The organism is Ketobacter alkanivorans (assembly GCF_002863865.1).
GTDB lineage: Bacteria > Pseudomonadota > Gammaproteobacteria > Pseudomonadales > Ketobacteraceae > Ketobacter > Ketobacter alkanivorans.
Genome location: NZ_CP022684.1, coordinates 2,255,391 through 2,272,059 on the forward strand (window position 1 = coordinate 2,255,391; position 16,669 = coordinate 2,272,059).

The window sequence follows — 16,669 nt, forward strand, 5'->3', positions numbered from 1 at the left end:
CTAAATTGGGTCGTAATTCACAAGAGGTCGAACCATGCTGTCCAATAACCTTAGCTCCAAGTTTAGAAAGGCCGCGCTGGCATTTACCGCCAGTATTTTTCTCACTCCATATATATCTCAAGCAAACCCCGTCAATTCTACCGGCTTAGCAGTAACCGACGACAAGGTAACGGTGGGGATACTCCACTCGGTTACCGGCACTATGGCCATCAGTGAAACTGGATCTGTACAGGCCGAAAAGCTGGCTATAGAACAAATCAACGCCATGGGAGGTGTATTGGGTCGAAAAATTGAATTTATTCAGGAAGACGGCGCCAGTGACTGGCCAACATTTGCAGAGAAATCCAAAAAGCTTTTGGTTAACGACAAAGTAGCCGCTGTATTTGGCTGCTGGACTTCGGCATCACGCAAAGCGGTGCTGCCGGTGTTCGAACAGTACAACGGGATGCTTTACTACCCAACATTTTACGAAGGTCTGGAGCAATCGCCCAACGTAATCTACACCGGTCAAGAAGCTACCCAGCAGATCCTGGAAGGCATCGACTGGGCTAAGTCCACCAAAGGTGCCAAGACGTTTTATCTACTCGGCTCCGACTATATTTGGCCACGCACCTCCAACAAGATCGCACGCAAGCACATTGATAAACTCGGACTTAAAGTGGTGGGGGAGGAATACTATCCGCTCGGGCATACTCAGTTCAATTCTGTCATCAACAAGATCAAGTTGAAAAAGCCTGATGTGGTGTTCATTTCCGTAGTAGGTGGTTCCAATGTTGCTTTCTATAAACAATTGAAGGCAGCAGGCATCAATATGACCAAAGAGAAGCCTTTGTTTCTGACGATCTCTGTTACCGAAGACGAGATACTGGGTATAGGTGGCGAGAACATCGAAGGCATCTACGCATCAATGAAATACTTCCAGAGCTTACCAAACGATAACAACAAAGGATTTGTTGAAGCGTTCAAAGCTAAATGGGGCAAGGATATCGTCATTGGTGACGTCACTCAGGCAGCCTACCTTGGGCCATGGCTGTGGAAAGCTGCTGTAGAAAAAGCCGGCTCCTTTGATATAGACAAGGTTCGTGCTGCATCTCCAGGGATTGAGTTAACAACCGCACCTGAAGGTTACGTCAGGGTACATGAAAACCACCACCTCTGGTCCAAAACACGCATTGGCGTCGCCATGACGGATGGGCAGTACAAGGTAGTGTATGAAAGTAGCGATCTGATTGAACCCGATCCATTCCCAGAAGGTTATCAATAAGGCAATAGCTTGGTGGCATCATTGTGGTGCCGCCAAGCCTGCTCCATCTCTTAGAAGTGATTACTGGAGGCTGATATGTTTGCCGAATATACCGCATCAGAGCTGACATCGATATTTGCCATGCAAGGCTTTGCAGGCTTGATTCTGTTCTCAGTGTTCGTACTCATGGCGCTGGGTCTTGCCATTATTTTTGGCCAAATGGGTGTAATAAATATGGCGCATGGGGAATTCATGATTCTCGGTGCCTACATCACGTACCTAACGTCCAACGTATTTTCAGAATATGTCCCAACTTTATTCAGCGGGTACTTCTTTCTCGCCATGCTACTGGCATTCCTTGCCACCTTTTTACTTGGGGCGCTAGTTGAATGGGCCATGATAAGGCATTTGTATAAGCGCCCTCTCGATACGTTGCTGGCAACGTGGGGACTAAGTCTTATTTTGCAACAGCTCTATCGCACAGTGTTTGGAGCACGCGAAGTCGGTGTAACACTCCCCGATTGGTTGATGGGCTCGTACCCACTTACAGAGATGATTGAAATACCCATCAACGGAATCTTCGTTATGGTTCTTACTTTGATCATATCGCTAGGCGTCTACTTCATGATGTTTCGCTCGCGCTGGGGATGCCAGGTTCGCGCCGTGGTGCAAAACCGCGAAATGGCCAGCGCCGTTGGCATCAACACCGAAAAGGTCGATCGCATCACCTTCGCCCTGGGATGTGGTATCGCTGGCATCGCTGGCAGTGCATTTACGATGGTTGGCTCAACCGGCCCCACCTCAGGACAACTCTACATCGTTGATACATTTCTGGTGGTGGTATTCGGGGGCGCTCAAAGCCTACTGGGCACCATAGCATCGGCATTCACTATCTCCCAAGCCCAATCAACCATGGAATTCTTCCTCAGCGGCTCAATGGCTAAAGTGCTCACTCTGTTGGTCGTCGTAGGCATCCTTATGCTGCGTCCACAGGGTCTATTCGCACTGAAGATACGTCACTAAGGAGTGTCGATTATGTCTTATGGAATACGTTCTTTCTTACCCAAATCCGATGCGCTCAGCTTTGCACTATTAGCGCTAGTGATCATGATCGTTTTACCACTATCAATGGATATTTTCCGACTCAATTTGATTGGCAAGTATCTTTCTTACGCCTTCGTAGCGATTGGCTTGGTACTTTGCTGGGGATATGGAGGCATCCTCAGCCTGGGTCAGGGTGTTTTCTTTGGATTAGGTGGCTACTGTATGGCGATGTTTCTAAAACTGGAAGCCTCTGCTCCGGAAAACACCGCGATACAATCCACTCCCGGTATTCCAGACTTTATGGATTGGAATCAGCTGACAGCGCTCCCTTGGTTCTGGGAACCGTTCAACAGCTTAAGCTTCACTATGATCGCCATTATTCTGGTGCCGGTTATCTTTGCATTTATCGTCAGTGTTGCAATGTTTAAGCGTCGCGTAGGCGGAGTGTACTTTGCCATTATCACTCAAGCCATCGCTGCCATTCTGACCATACTGATTATAGGTCAGCAAGGCTACACCGGCGGCGTGAACGGTATTACCGACCTCCGCACACTCAAGGGCTGGGACATACGCACCGATGAAGCCAAGTATATCTTGTACTTTCTGTGCTGCTTCATGTTGTTCGGTTGTTTGCTTATTGCTCAGTTCGTACGTAAAAGCAAACTGGGTCGATTACTGGTCGCAATGCGCGACAAAGAGGATCGAGTCCGTTTCTCCGGCTACGATGTCTCTAATTTCAAAATCTTTGTGTTCTGCCTCGCTGCAGCATTCTCTGCCATTGGCGGTGCCATGTTTACACTTCAGGTCGGGTTCATGTCACCAACCTTTGTCGGCATTGTGCCCTCCATCGAAATGGTGATCTTCTGTGCCGTCGGCGGCCGTCTTTCAATACTGGGTGCCGTCTATGGAACCTTGTTGGTAAACCTAGCTAAAACAACCTTCTCAGAATCATTTCCCGAGTTGTGGCTATTCGGTCTTGGCGCTTTATTTATCGGCGTAGTGCTCGCCTTCCCAGATGGTTTAGCTGGCATATATAAAACCTGGATAGAGCCACGTGTATCACGGTGGCTTGTGACCATCCGCGCAATGCGCCCACCACTTTCCTCGTCTACAACTGCCGACACCAGGAGCTGATAATGAATGCATCCGCTAAAGATTTTGTCCTGTCCGTAGAGGGTTTGACTGTTTCATTTGATGGCTTCAAGGCAGTTAATGATCTGTCGTTTTATGTCGACGAAAATGAAATCCGCGTCATCATCGGCCCCAATGGCGCAGGCAAAACCACGGTTCTTGATTTGATTTGTGGACGCACTAAAGCCACGGATGGCTCTATTAAATTTCGAGGCAAAGAGCTGACAAAAATGAAGGAGCATCAGATCGTTCATGCAGGCGTCGGTCGAAAGTTCCAAAATCCTTCCATCTATGAGGATTTATCCGTATTTGAGAACCTGGAGATTTCGTTTCCCAGGGGGCGCAACGTACTAGGTGCGCTTTTATTCAAACGAGACCGCGAAGTGGTCAGCAAAGTTGAAGAAATAGCCGACCTGATTTTCCTTAAAGACCATCTGGATAAGCAAGCAGCTTTGCTCAGTCATGGTCAGAAGCAATGGCTTGAGATTGGCATGCTGCTGATTCAGGATCCGGAACTATTGATGCTGGATGAGCCTGTTGCAGGCATGTCCGTTGCTGAACGCAAACAAACAGCAGAGTTACTCAATAAAATCACCAAAGACCGTTCCGTGATTGTCATTGAACACGATATGCAGTTTGTTGCAGACATTGCCAACCGCGTCACCGTGCTACACCAGGGCAAAGTGTTGTCTGAAGGCTCGATGGAGCGTGTTCAGAATGATCCAAAAGTGAAAGAAGTCTATCTGGGTCATTGATCCTGACAACGAGGAGAGATCACATGCTAAATGTATCCAACTACAACGTAGCCTACGGCCAAAGCGAGGTTATCCACAATCTCAACTTTCAAGTTAAGCCCAATGAGATCGTTGCCATTATGGGAAGAAACGGCATGGGAAAAACCACTCTGATGAAGTCTCTAATCGGGATTCTCCCATCTCAAGGCAACGTTACCCTTGACGAAGTGGACGTCATTAATATGAAAAGCCACCAACGGGTCGCCAATGGCATGAGTTTTGTGCCTCAGGGCCGAATGATCTTCTCGACTATGACAGTGAAGGAGAACATCGAAACGGGGCTTACTTCCACTAAAGAAAAAAAGGTGCCTGATGACTTATACGAGCTTTTTCCTGTTTTGCTGGAAATGAAGTCTAGACGTGGCGGCAACTTGTCTGGCGGGCAACAGCAACAGCTGGCGATTGCCCGCGCTCTTGCAAGCAGACCTAAGCTGCTGTTACTGGACGAACCCACTGAAGGCATACAGCCATCCATCATCAAGGAAATGGCACGCACTCTGCGACGCATTCGAGATGAAAAAGGATTATCGATTGTGGTGTCAGAACAAGTTTTAAGTTTCGCGCTGGATGTGGCAGATCGCATTTTGGTGCTGGAAAAAGGTGAAATTGTAGCAGAGGAAACTCGCGAAAGTGCAAATGCAGAAAAAATTGCGGCGTATCTGGCGGTGTAACTCATCGCAACAGTGACCCGAAGTTAACCAACTGTCTGGAGACTATAACCATGGCTGAAACCATTATCAAAATTGACCTGAACAAATCTCCTTATGATCAGGATGACATTCACAATCGCTGGCACCCGGACATACCCATGGCTGCCATGGTCAAACCTGGCGATGATTTTATCATCGAGTGCTATGATTGGACCGGCGGACAAATCAAGAACAACGATGATGCATCTGACGTACGTGATGTGGATTTGTCGCAGGTTCACTTTTTATCAGGCCCTGTCGGTGTTGAAGGCGCAGAGCCAGGCGATCTTCTGGTGGTCGAAATCCTCGATATTGGCGCATTCCAAGAGAGTCAATGGGGCTTCAACGGGTTTTTCTCCAAACAAAATGGAGGGGGGTTCCTCACCGAGCATTTCCCGGAAGCACAGAAATCCATTTGGGATTTCAATGGCATGTTCACCAAATCCCGGCACGTACCTGGTGTTGAATTCGCAGGCCTTATTCACCCAGGACTGATTGGCTGCCTTCCTTCAAAAGAGATGCTGAAGGAATGGAACACCCGAGAAAAAGAACTCTACGACACCGAACCCGACCGAGTACCAGGACTGGCCAACCTACCCTATGCTGAGACCGCGCACATGGGCAAGATGACCGGCGAAGCAAAAGCGGCGGCTGCAGCCGAAGGCGCCCGCACTGTGCCTCCCCGCGAACATGGTGGCAATTGTGACATCAAGGACTTATCCCGAGGTTCTAAGGTTTATTTCCCTGTGTATGTGAAGGACGGCGGCCTTTCGGTGGGTGACCTGCACTTCAGCCAAGGCGATGGTGAAATCACGTTCTGTGGTGCTATCGAGATGGCAGGCTGGATTCACATGCGTGTTGAACTGATCAAGGATGGTATGTCCAAGTATGCCATCAAGAATCCTGTTTTCATGCCCAGCCCGATCGCACCGAAATACGACGACTATCTCATTTTTGAAGGTATCTCGGTAGATGAACAAGGTAAGCAGCATTATTTGGATGTACACATCGCCTATCGCCAGGCTTGTTTGAACGCCATCGAATACCTGAAGAAATTCGGTTACACCGGGGCCCAGGCCTACGCCATTCTGGGTACAGCTCCGGTACAAGGACATATCAGTGGCGTTGTAGATGTACCCAATGCCTGCGCCACTTTGTGGCTACCTACCGACATCTTTGAATTTGACATCAAACCCGATGCGGACGGCCCCACCAAGTATCTGGACGGGTCCATTGACGTTCCCTTGGCACCTGATAAATAACGGGAGATCGATATGCCTGTTTATGATTATAAATGTAAAAATCATGGCGTATTCCATGAGCTAGCCACCATGGCGGATCACGATAAACCCTGCGCTTGCCCCCAATGCGGAGCCTTGTCCGCAAGGGTTATCATGATTCCTCCTGAATTCCTTAATATGAAATCCGAGCGCCGCAAGGCTTTCGAAACCAACGAGAAATCGCAGCATGAGCCGCTATTGTCGACTGATGCATCGCGCAAGGTTAAGAAAGAAGACGGAGGCTGTGGTTGTTCGGATCATAAAAAGCGCAATTCAAAATTGATGTATACCGCTCGCGGGGAGAAATTTTTTCCTTCGATGCGTCCGTGGATGATAAGCCACTAAACTGTGCAGCCATACTCTTTCCACGAACTCAGAGTGTGGCTGCATTTTTCAACGATGCTTTTCGTATATTCCCCGCGCCCATTGCAACTGAGGCTCTAAAGCTTCCACCTCAGATTGCAAAGGCTCTGGCATGGTTTCCGGCCAGTCAAGACCATATTTAGGCGGCATAAACAAAGGTGCAAGCAGCGCCGCTGCCGTCAGGTCTGCCCGCGTAAAGCGATCACCAATCAGATAATCTTTATCATCCAGCGCATCATTAAGGCGCTCCAACGCAATCAGCAGGTGCTGCTTGGAATCGGCTGCCGTTGCCTTGTTAATGTCCATGAACTTACGCATTAAGCTGGATAGCTTGGGGTAGTTAATTTTTAACAACGGCTTCGCCCAGAATGGCCCACCCTTAGCAAAAAAGCCGATTGCAAGCTTGGGATGATCTAACAATGTGTGATAAACGTAACAACGCAGATGCACGCCAATCTCCTTATCCAGATAACGCTCCCACTCCAACGCCGTTTGAGCGTCTTCGGAGCTTACTGGGGTTAACTTATTTTCAGGAAATTGTTCATCCAGATAGGTAATGATCGCCTCTGACCCTTGAATTGATCGTCCATCGTGAACCAATATTGGCACCGACGATTTCACACCGAGCTTTTGGGTAACTTTAACATGAAGCCCCGGCAATAAACTTTTAGTGGTGTAGTCCAACCCTTTATAATCCAAGGCCCAGCGAGCCTTTTCACAAAAATGAGATATAGGAAACTGATACAAAGTGAGCGACATAGTGATCTCTTATTATTCTTGGCATGACACTGCATGTTCTACCATACTTAGGGAATCATGCCTATCAGGAAACGCCCACGTCTTGCTATGAAAAAGCTTCTAGTAGTAGCCCATGCGCCTTCTCCCAATACCCTGAAACTAAGGGAGGCCGTTCTGGCCGGTACCCGCCACCCATCCATATGCGAAGTCAGCGTAAAAGAGGTTGAGCCTCTGCATGCCATCGCGAAAGATGTATTGGAATGTGACGCCATCATACTGGGCACTACAGAAAACCTGGGATATATGAGCGGAGCATTGAAGGACTTTTTCGACCGCATCTACTACCCCTGCCTGGAGGAAAAGCAGGGGCTGCCTTTTGCACTCTATGTACGCGCAGGACAGGATGGCACCGGAACATGTCGAGCAGTCGAAACCATCACCACAGGTCTGCGCTGGAAAGCAGTACAGGCTCCGCTGGTATGCAGGGGCGAATGGGATGAGGACTTTGCTGATCAGTGCCAACAACTGGGTACAGCCATCGCCATGAGCCTGGACGCGGGAATCATCTGACCGCGCAGGCCTTAAGCCCACACCCTGGCACAAAAGCACACCGCCGCTTAGATGCTGAATTTACGCCCACTTTAAGCTAGAATATCGCTTCCTTGATACTGCAGTTCTTTAACCATTCTTATGCAAGCAGCTAAATCCTTATTTACTTACCCACGCTACTGGGCAGAGTGCTATGGCACCGCGCCGTTTCTCCCCATGTCCCGCCAGGAGATGGACACCCTTGGCTGGGATAGCTGTGACATCATAATCATCAGCGGCGATGCCTATGTGGACCACCCCAGCTTTGGCATGGCAGTGATTGGCAGGTTATTGGAATCTCAGGGATTTAGGGTCGGCATCATAGCTCAGCCCGACTGGAAAAACGCAGCCGACTTTCAGCGCTTAGGCAAACCTAATCTGTTTTTTGCAGTGTCTGCGGGCAACATGGATTCCATGATTAACCGCTACACAGCAGACTTGAAAATCCGTCACGATGACGCCTATACCCCCAATAATGAAGGGGGCAAACGACCCGATCGCGCGGTGCTGATGTATTCCCAACGCTGCCGTGAGGCCTATAAAGATATCCCTGTTTTGATAGGGGGTATCGAAGCCAGCCTGCGTCGAATTGCCCATTATGATTATTGGAGCAATAAGGTGCGCCGCTCGGTGTTGATGGATTCCAAAGCCGATCTGCTGGTGTACGGCAACGCGGAACGGGCAGTGGTGGAGATTGCCCATCGCGTAGCCGCCGGACAGGCCATGAAAGACATCCGGGACGTACGCGGTTCGGCCTGCCTGCTCAACGAGCTGCCCGCCGACTGGGAGATCAAGGATTCCACCCGCATTGATACCCCCGGGCGCGTTGATCCCCATTACAATCCCTACCATTGGGAACAAACCAATGAAGCGCTGGAAGCACCCTGTGCCACCGGCGACAAAACACCATCCAATGAAGCTCAAGTAGTGCATATCCGGCCTGCTGCCGGCAGCAAAAAGCAGTTCGTGCTTTTGCCATCGTTCGAGAAAGTCAGCAAAGATCCGGTGCTATACGCTCACACCTCTCGCGTACTTCATCTGGAGACCAATCCATCCAATGCCCGCACATTAGTGCAAAAGCATGCGGATCGATATTTATGGATGAACCCTCCGGCGATGCCCCTTTCCACTGAAGAGCTGGATGATGTTTTCGAGTTGCCTTTTCAACGCATCCCGCACCCGGCCTATGGCGACGCCCGTATCCCTGCTTATGAGATGATTCGCTTTTCGGTGAACATTATGCGTGGTTGTTTTGGTGGATGCTCTTTCTGCTCTATTACCGAGCATGAAGGTCGCGTTATTCAAAGCCGCTCTGAAGATTCTATCATTCGCGAAGTTGAAAAAATCCGCGATATGACGCCAGGCTTTACCGGCACCATTTCGGATCTGGGTGGCCCAACTGCCAATATGTACATGCTCAATTGCGTGAGCGAGGAGATCCATCAGAATTGTCGACGACTGTCCTGTGTGTTCCCTACAATCTGTAAAAACCTGGTAACGGATCACTCCCCAACTACTCGGCTGTATCGGCGAGCCCGAGAGCTTCCTGGCATTAAACGCATCATGATCGCGTCCGGCTTACGTTACGATCTGGCGGTCTTGGATCCAGAGTACGTTCGTGAGCTGGTGTCTCATCACGTGGGAGGCTATTTAAAGATTGCACCAGAGCATACAGAGAGCGCCCCCTTATCAAAAATGATGAAACCGGGCATGGGTGCCTACGATCAGTTCAAGGAAATGTTTGACCGCTTTTCAAAAGAGGCGGGGAAAGAGCAATATCTGATTCCGTATTTCATCGCCGCGCACCCTGGCACGACTGATGAGGACATGCTGGGCTTGGCGTTTTGGCTTAAGAACAACGGCTTCCGCGCCGACCAGGTGCAAACGTTTTATCCTTCACCTATGGCCATGGCCACCACCATGTACCACACGGAAAAGGATCCAATCCATCGGGTCAATTACAAGACAGACAAAGTCTTTATCCCTAAGGGAGAAAAGCAACGCCGTCTGCATAAGGCGTTTCTGCGCTACCATGATCCAGACAACTGGCCCATGCTGCGAGAAGCCCTGAAACGAATGGGCAAAGCGCATCTGATTGGTTTTGGGAAGAAACATTTGATTCCCCCAACACAACCAGCCAACCACCCAACAGCAAAACTTAATAAAGCTTCTGCGACTGCGTCGCGCAAGCCCAATTCTGCAGGTACGCACGCCAAGGCAGGCAAAGGAAAAATACTGACTCAACACACGGGCTTACCGCCCAGAGAAGGCAATAAACCAGGCAACAAGTCAGGCAGTGGAGCCAAAAGCAACACCAGAGCAACAGCTCGCAGAACAGGTAAACCAGTACGACGAAAATAACAAATAAGGGTGGGCAGCCATGCCGCAGAACCAAGAGCACCACGAATCAAAAGCTAATCGTACTCTCGCACGATTAGCTAACCGCTTGGTTGTCGCTGTCATTACCAGCCTGCTGATTGCCTGCAATCAACCGCTGCAATCAGTACCGCTTCCGCAAACAGCGTTTGACGAATCCACAGTGATCCTGTTGCAACAAACCCACCCTGCCAACATTGAATCCATCCTCAGACAGAACAGCTTGCTGGGCAGCGGTCGAACAGACTTTGTCAGCGCGAATCCCTACTTTCCGTTGCAGTGGCTACCCTGGGATGAATGCTGGAACGATTCCAACTGCCAGTACAGCATCACCCAGACGGGCATTCCCGTACAAGCTTTTCCTGCCCGCGAGGAAGTCGTACATTGGTGGCAGAATAAGTCAGCTGACCCCGTCGACGCGTCCGTGTGCGGGGTGCGCTTTATCGATTCAAACCGTGAAGAGTATGAACTGGCAAGCTTTGACAACCGGCACACACTGGAAGCCAACCCCGGCTTTCAGCTAACTCACTATCAACAATGCGGTGCCTGCTCAACGCTGCAGGATTTGGCTGTATACGGCTCTCTGGATTTAACCGTGATGGCAAAAGTGTGCAGCAAACGCATGGGGCTGGCCAATAAGAAAAGCTGCATGATGGAGATCGGTTTTAGCGAGACATGCGCAGAATCGTGGGCCTATAATGCCGACAAAACATCCCAATCCTGCCTGTTGGTGTGCATAAACGAATACGGCTTGATTCCGCTGCTTACCGGAACCGAATCATCACCCAATGCAGAAGCAGGACAGCTAAACCAGTGCCTGCTTTGCGATGAAATGATTTCTGGCCCGGGGTTTCAATACAGCGCAGGCAGAACACGGCGCAACTCGGGAATAGTTTCAGAGATTGATCGGCCCGATGAACAGGTATATGACGTTAACCACACTTATTTCGATTAACTCTTAGTGGTATAGGTCAAGCCTCCGGCTCCACCACCAGACAGCCATCCTCAAGCCAGGTTACAAAACCTGCCGCGTTCTTGTGGCCACCGCCACCAAAGCGCTGGGCAATCTTAGCAACGTCCTCGCCATTTTGTGCAGATCGTAACGACCAGCTACGACGATTTCCCTTATCTGTATACCCTGCCGCAAAAGGCTGCCCTTCGGCCAATTCACCCACCAACTCGCTGACAATAGCACGGGGACAATTAACAATCGGCACACTAAAACCTGCCACCTGCCCCATAACCGCCGCCCGCTTGCCCTGCTCAATCATTTGGCTACGATAACGGTTTATGGCATTGCCTTCATCGGCCATTCGCTGAAACGCCAATTCATCATTTGCCACTTCATGCCAACGCTCAAAGGTAAACGGTTGCGACATCAGCCCTGCGTTTATGTCTTGGCTCTCTGGAATATCCCAACGCCACAGATCGCGATCCTGCACACAGGCAATCAGTTTTGGTACCGGAGCCTGGTGGAAATATTCCCAGGCAATCATGGCGCCAGACCGATCCATATCCAGCAGCAACTCCAGGTTATTGTATTCATCGTCCAGCCCGGCCAGCTCTTCTACCGCGGTGATATGGTGATCCAGTACGATGACTTTCTCGGCCTGTTTACACAGTTGCTCCATACCGACCCGCTTGTACGCATAGTCCAACAGGTAAACGGTTTTGCCCGTAGCCTCCGGCGGTACATCACCATGTGCTGCCGGGATATAGTCTGCCGCCACCTTCTGGTTAATATTGAAATACACCCATGCTGCGTAGGCGCTTCCAAATCCGTCAAGACAATTACCGTGAAAAATAACCAGGGGTGCCGTCATACTCATACTACTTCGTCAATGTATTGGGTGGGTGCGGCACAGTGCCGAACACGAAAGAGGCGCGCACTATATCACGAGCCATAAATTTCTTTCAGGGCCCGATCGGTAAAACTTACCAGGTTTGGCCACATTTTAACGGTTTCCTGCAACGGTGTTTCAATAGGTGGTTTAAGAATGTTGGCCAGATAGCTGACCGCCACTACATCCAGCTTTACCGGCTGCTCACCTCCAAACCAACTGCGCTCCCCCAAATAACTACCCAACGCATTCACGTGCTTGGCACCAATAGAATACACCTCGGCGAGGTTGTGACGCCCCATGCCTTGACTGATCAGGTCTGACTGCATTTTCTTACGAATTTGTTTGGTAATGATGGGGCGAACCAGTTTCGGCATACCGGCAAACAACGTGTCTCGCACTTGATCCCAATTGGCATCATCCATCCAGCGACTATAGAGCATGACAAAGTAAAGGCTCTCTTCACACATGGAAAGCATAGCATGCTGTATTGCCCGCTCCTGCTCGGTTAATGGCTCATCCAGGTCGATCACATGATGGGAGTTCAGATATTCATAGATCTGCTCTGAATCGCCCATTATTTGACGATCGATTTTCACATAGGGGATTTTATTTTTTGGCCCTTTGCGAGGATCATTTTGTTCTACAATCTTGTAGGGCACCCCTCCGAGCTTCAGATAGCCTTCCAACTTCATGCAAAATGGCGATGCATTGGGCAACCCCCAAGCGCGGCTGAACTGATATACCGTAATATCAAACATACATTTCCCTATCCGTTGATTACCACCTATCAAGATCATACCGCTACTGCGACCGTAAGCAAACGCGCAGACTGTACAGTCCGGCATGGCTTCTTTAGACTGCTGCTGTCCGTCTCGCAGAATCCCAACAGGATCCCAAACCGTGCTGCCCATTGAACAGGTGTTACCTGAACTCATTATTGCCATCCAGGATCACCCGCAGGTTGTAGTGCAGGCACCACCCGGGGCGGGAAAAACAACTCGCATACCACTGGCATTACTGGAATGCGATTGGCTTAAAGGCAAAATTATTGTCATCCAGCCGCGACGCCTGGCCGTTTATAACGCAGCCCAACGGCTGGCCGCCCAGCTTAACGAACAACCGGGCAAAACCGTAGGTTATCGCACCCGTTACGATCGCTGCATCGCAAAGCAGAATCGAATAGAAGTCGTGACCGACGGGGTGTTTCTCGCGCAGTTGCAACGTGATCCTGAACTACGCGATGTTGACGTCGTACTGTTCGATGAATTTCATGAACGCTCAGTCAATATAGATCTTGCGTTGGCCTTCACTCTTGAGACCCAGGCAGCACTGCGGGGAGACGATCATCCACTGCGACTGGTAGTCATGTCCGCCACCCTCGATGGTGATCGACTGTGCCAATGGCTGGATGCCCCGCTGGTCACATCAGCAGGCCGCACCCATCCGGTGGAAACATTTTATCGCCCACCGCCTCCTGATCGGTATCCCCACCAACACATCAGTCATGTTATCCAGGAGGCCCTGCGCAAAGAGCAAGGCAGCCTGCTGGTGTTTCTGCCAGGCATGGGTGACATTCGATCCGTGCAGCGACAACTGGAAGAAGGCGGCTTGCCCAACAACGTAGAAGTACTGCCATTGCACGCATCCCTGCCTAAGGAGCAACAACAAAAAGCCTTGGCTCCCTCGCCTTCCGGCCAGCGTAAAGTAGTACTGTCCACTAACGTTGCAGAAACCAGTATCACCATCGAAGATGTGCGAGTGGTCATCGACAGCGGACAGGCTCGGATTGCCCGTTACGATGAGCGCCGAGGACTGAATGGGCTGCATACCGAAATGATTTCTGCGGCATCCGCTGAACAACGCCGCGGACGAGCCGGACGCACCCAACCGGGCAGCTGTTATCGGCTCTGGGGGGAAGGCCGGCAAACTGCGCTGAAACCATTCAATGACCCAGAAATACTGACGACTGACTTGCAACCCGTCGCACTGGAACTGGCCCAGTGGGGCGTGACTGACATCACCTCGCTCACCTTGCTGGACACGCCGCCTACAGAACGCTTACAACGTGCACGTGAAGGGCTACAACAATTAGGAGCCCTGCGGCCAGACGGTAACATTACGCCATTGGGCCGGAAGTTAAGTCTGCTTGGGCTGCCGCCCAGGCTGGCGGCACTGGCCTGGGCCTGCCACGGCAGCCCGGCAGAGGCAGAAGCCATCAGCTGCGCCGCCATTCTCAGCGAGGGCGATCCGCTGCGCAGGAATAACGACCATTTTCAGTCAGACCTGCACCTGAGGCTTGAGTGGATGGAAAACGGTAACCGAAACGGGTCGCCATCTCGGCTCCACGCTTTACGCGCACAATTACAAAAGCGGCTGCAGCAACACAGCAAGAGTGAAGGCCAGAATACCAATCTGGCCCAAGCCCTGGTACGCGCCTTTCCTGATCACGTAGCCCAGCAACGCACAAGCAATGCATTACGCTACCGGATGAGCAACGGCAAAGGTGCCCAGCTCCAGCGCCATGACAAACTGGCCACCCATCGCTACCTTATTGTTCTGGATGCCGCAGGCACAGGCACCGATGCCACTATCCACCTGGCATACCCTATCACTGAACAGGACCTTAAATCAGCGCTGGCTGAGCAGATCTCGCGGCAATCCAGCCTCAGCTGGGATGAACAAAAACAAGCTGTAATAGCAGAACAGCGCACCCAATTCGGCGCACTGACACTGCAGCAGCAGCCCTTGACCAAACCCTGGCCAGCACCACAGCAAGAGCAAGCAAAATCGCTTTTACTCCACGCATTAGCGGCCACACAATTGACCGCGCTGCCATGGGATGATGCCAGTCGCCACTTTTGTGAACGGATCAACTGGCTCGCCCGACAGCAACCTGATCACTGGCCCGACTTTGGGCTCCAAGCGCTAACCGAACAGGCCCCCCTGTGGCTCAGCCCATTTTTAGAAAACTGCTATTCGTTTAAAGACCTCAACACCATCCCCCTGCTGGACGCATTGAAAAGCCATCTGGGGTGGCAAAGATTAGCCGAGCTGGATGACGCAGCACCCTCCTACTGGAATCTGGCCACCGGTAACCATCAGGTGCATTACCGTAATGGTACGCCAACCCTCAGTGTCCGATTGCAGGAATGCTACGGCATTCAGCAGCACCCCACCTTGCCTGGAGGTGCGCCAGTTACCTTGGAGCTGCTTTCACCTGCTCGCCGTCCGATCCAGATCACGCAGGATTTGCCTGCTTTTTGGTCAGGAAGCTATCGCGAGGTTGCCAAAGAGATGCGCGGCCGCTACCCAAAGCATTTTTGGCCTGACGACCCAGCAAGCGCCCAAGCCACCACCCGAACCAAAAATGCCTTAGGGAAATAGCACCAAAGTGTCTATTGCGTCACACTTCCACGTTGGTGTAATGTAATGCTTTACAGAATAATAAGCGGCTTATAATAAAAAGTAATATTCGGGGTGTTGTGATGTTCTCCCTGCTGCGAGAAAACCCAATGAGCGATTTTTCGATTAAACGCCTTTCCAACTGCGGTGACCCTGTTGCCGATGCAGTTGCATTGCGTATTGATCGCCGCCGACCTGCGCAAATGATGGATGAAGTCCATTACCTCGCTAAAACCGAAATCGGTGTTTATCAAGAGCTAATTGATCAACTTAACACGCTTCCTGACTGGCTAGACTGGCATCAGATAGAACACGCCCGCCGCCTGCAATCTGCTTTCAATCACGCCCGCAGCATCGCCGTATTCACCGGCAGCCTGCTGGAAGGCTACTGTCAGAACCGGGCGGCCGTTGCGTTGGTCACACGCGGTCACCTGCAACATGAAGTAATACGCAGAATCCACGAAGCCAATTATCTGCTGCATAGCCTGAAGCCACGCAACTGCCTGCAATCAGGCAAAACCGGGCACCGGGCACTATCTGAGTTACGCCTCTCCAACGCCATGTTACGCAAGAGCCTCTTATCGCGAGGCTGGGACGAAGATCACAACAGCAAACCTCTATCACAACTGGATATGGCGTTTGATATGCTGGAATTCGGCTACATTGCCACCCTTGGCATGGAGCGCCTGGGCATTCAGCTGCAACAGGATGACAAAGACGCCATTCATCATTTTTGGCGTTACTGCGGCTGGCTATATGGCGTGGATGAAAGCCTGTTAACCCAAGATCAGAAGCAGGAATCCGCGCTGTATACTCAATTGAGCAGTCGCCAAAAGAAAGTCGCCAAAGAACACGAACTACTGGCTCACACCACATTGCGCAGCATCAGCGAGCAATCGATACTGAACATCCCCAGCGAACTGCTGCTGACATTCAGTCGCATCTGCCTCGGCAACGAAAAAGCCGATTCCCTGGCCATTCCTCAGCCGCCTGGCTGGCGCCGCACCGCCAACTTCTACGTTACTGCCAATCGCGGAGCCACCTTCGTGCATTACCACATTCCGGGCATGAGCGGACTGAACGAACGCATCAACTATTATGTGTCGCGCAATATTACCGTGCCGCCTCAAGATCAGGATCGCAGAATTCGCAACCTGAAGAAAATTGCTTAAGATAA

At 50.9% G+C, this 16,669-nt stretch carries 15 protein-coding genes; 12 read left to right on the forward strand and 3 right to left on the reverse strand.

Annotated features, from left to right (window positions below):
• Window positions 1-34 precede the first annotated feature (34 nt).
• The 7 genes from urtA to Kalk_RS09800 all read left to right on the forward strand — a co-directional run bounded on the left by urtA (window position 35) and on the right by Kalk_RS09800 (window position 6,526).
• Entirely contained in the window at window positions 35-1,264 is a 1,230-nt protein-coding gene (gene urtA, locus Kalk_RS09770; protein ID WP_101894069.1) for an urea ABC transporter substrate-binding protein, read from the forward strand.
• A gap of 75 nt (window positions 1,265-1,339) precedes the next feature.
• Window positions 1,340-2,266: an urea ABC transporter permease subunit UrtB gene (urtB, locus tag Kalk_RS09775; RefSeq protein ID WP_101894070.1), complete on the forward strand. Its 927-nt coding sequence runs from the start codon at window positions 1,340-1,342 to the stop codon at window positions 2,264-2,266.
• An 84-nt stretch (window positions 2,267-2,350) separates the two neighbouring features.
• On the forward strand, window positions 2,351-3,421 hold the full coding sequence (gene urtC, locus Kalk_RS09780; RefSeq protein WP_407656825.1) for an urea ABC transporter permease subunit UrtC: 1,071 nt from the start codon (window positions 2,351-2,353) through the stop codon (window positions 3,419-3,421).
• 2 nt (window positions 3,422-3,423) lie between these two features.
• Complete coding sequence (gene urtD / locus Kalk_RS09785; RefSeq protein ID WP_101894072.1) at window positions 3,424-4,173, forward strand: urea ABC transporter ATP-binding protein UrtD; 750 nt, start codon at window positions 3,424-3,426, stop codon at window positions 4,171-4,173.
• Window positions 4,174-4,196: 23 nt separating this feature from the next.
• Complete coding sequence (urtE, locus tag Kalk_RS09790; RefSeq protein ID WP_101894073.1) at window positions 4,197-4,883, forward strand: urea ABC transporter ATP-binding subunit UrtE; 687 nt, start codon at window positions 4,197-4,199, stop codon at window positions 4,881-4,883.
• A gap of 50 nt (window positions 4,884-4,933) precedes the next feature.
• Window positions 4,934-6,163 (forward strand): formamidase, encoded by a 1,230-nt coding sequence (gene fmdA, locus Kalk_RS09795; RefSeq protein WP_101894074.1) that lies wholly within the window; start codon window positions 4,934-4,936, stop codon window positions 6,161-6,163.
• Window positions 6,164-6,175: 12 nt separating this feature from the next.
• On the forward strand, window positions 6,176-6,526 hold the full coding sequence (locus tag Kalk_RS09800; RefSeq protein ID WP_101894075.1) for an FmdB family zinc ribbon protein: 351 nt from the start codon (window positions 6,176-6,178) through the stop codon (window positions 6,524-6,526).
• A gap of 48 nt (window positions 6,527-6,574) precedes the next feature.
• Here Kalk_RS09800 and Kalk_RS09805 read toward each other — a convergent pair whose 3' ends face one another.
• On the reverse strand, window positions 6,575-7,303 hold the full coding sequence (locus Kalk_RS09805) for a glutathione S-transferase family protein (protein ID WP_101894076.1): 729 nt from the start codon (window positions 7,301-7,303) through the stop codon (window positions 6,575-6,577).
• Window positions 7,304-7,390: 87 nt separating this feature from the next.
• Between Kalk_RS09805 and Kalk_RS09810 the strand changes: the two genes are divergently transcribed.
• The 3 genes from Kalk_RS09810 to Kalk_RS09820 all read left to right on the forward strand — a co-directional run bounded on the left by Kalk_RS09810 (window position 7,391) and on the right by Kalk_RS09820 (window position 11,201).
• Window positions 7,391-7,852 carry a flavodoxin family protein gene (locus Kalk_RS09810; RefSeq protein WP_101894077.1) on the forward strand — a complete coding sequence of 154 codons (462 nt, stop codon included), beginning with the start codon at window positions 7,391-7,393 and terminating at the stop codon, window positions 7,850-7,852.
• A gap of 120 nt (window positions 7,853-7,972) precedes the next feature.
• Window positions 7,973-10,231, forward strand: coding sequence for a YgiQ family radical SAM protein (locus tag Kalk_RS09815; protein WP_101894078.1), 2,259 nt, complete (start codon window positions 7,973-7,975; stop codon window positions 10,229-10,231).
• Window positions 10,232-10,250: 19 nt separating this feature from the next.
• Entirely contained in the window at window positions 10,251-11,201 is a 951-nt protein-coding gene (locus Kalk_RS09820; protein ID WP_101894079.1) for a hypothetical protein, read from the forward strand.
• A 16-nt stretch (window positions 11,202-11,217) separates the two neighbouring features.
• Here the strand turns inward: Kalk_RS09820 and Kalk_RS09825 are convergent, their stop codons facing one another.
• Window positions 11,218-12,075, reverse strand: coding sequence for a DHH family phosphoesterase (locus Kalk_RS09825; RefSeq protein WP_233716866.1), 858 nt, complete (start codon window positions 12,073-12,075; stop codon window positions 11,218-11,220).
• 65 nt (window positions 12,076-12,140) lie between these two features.
• Window positions 12,141-13,025: a glutathione S-transferase family protein gene (locus tag Kalk_RS21195; protein ID WP_158643411.1), complete on the reverse strand. Its 885-nt coding sequence runs from the start codon at window positions 13,023-13,025 to the stop codon at window positions 12,141-12,143.
• Between Kalk_RS21195 and hrpB the strand changes: the two genes are divergently transcribed.
• Both hrpB and Kalk_RS09845 read left to right on the forward strand, forming a co-directional pair.
• Window positions 12,991-15,474, forward strand: coding sequence for an ATP-dependent helicase HrpB (hrpB, locus tag Kalk_RS09840; protein ID WP_158643412.1), 2,484 nt, complete (start codon window positions 12,991-12,993; stop codon window positions 15,472-15,474). The genes Kalk_RS21195 and hrpB overlap by 35 nt on opposite strands.
• Window positions 15,475-15,602: 128 nt before the next feature.
• On the forward strand, window positions 15,603-16,664 hold the full coding sequence (locus Kalk_RS09845) for an oxygenase MpaB family protein (RefSeq protein WP_158643413.1): 1,062 nt from the start codon (window positions 15,603-15,605) through the stop codon (window positions 16,662-16,664).
• The last annotated feature ends 5 nt before the right edge of the window (window positions 16,665-16,669 follow it).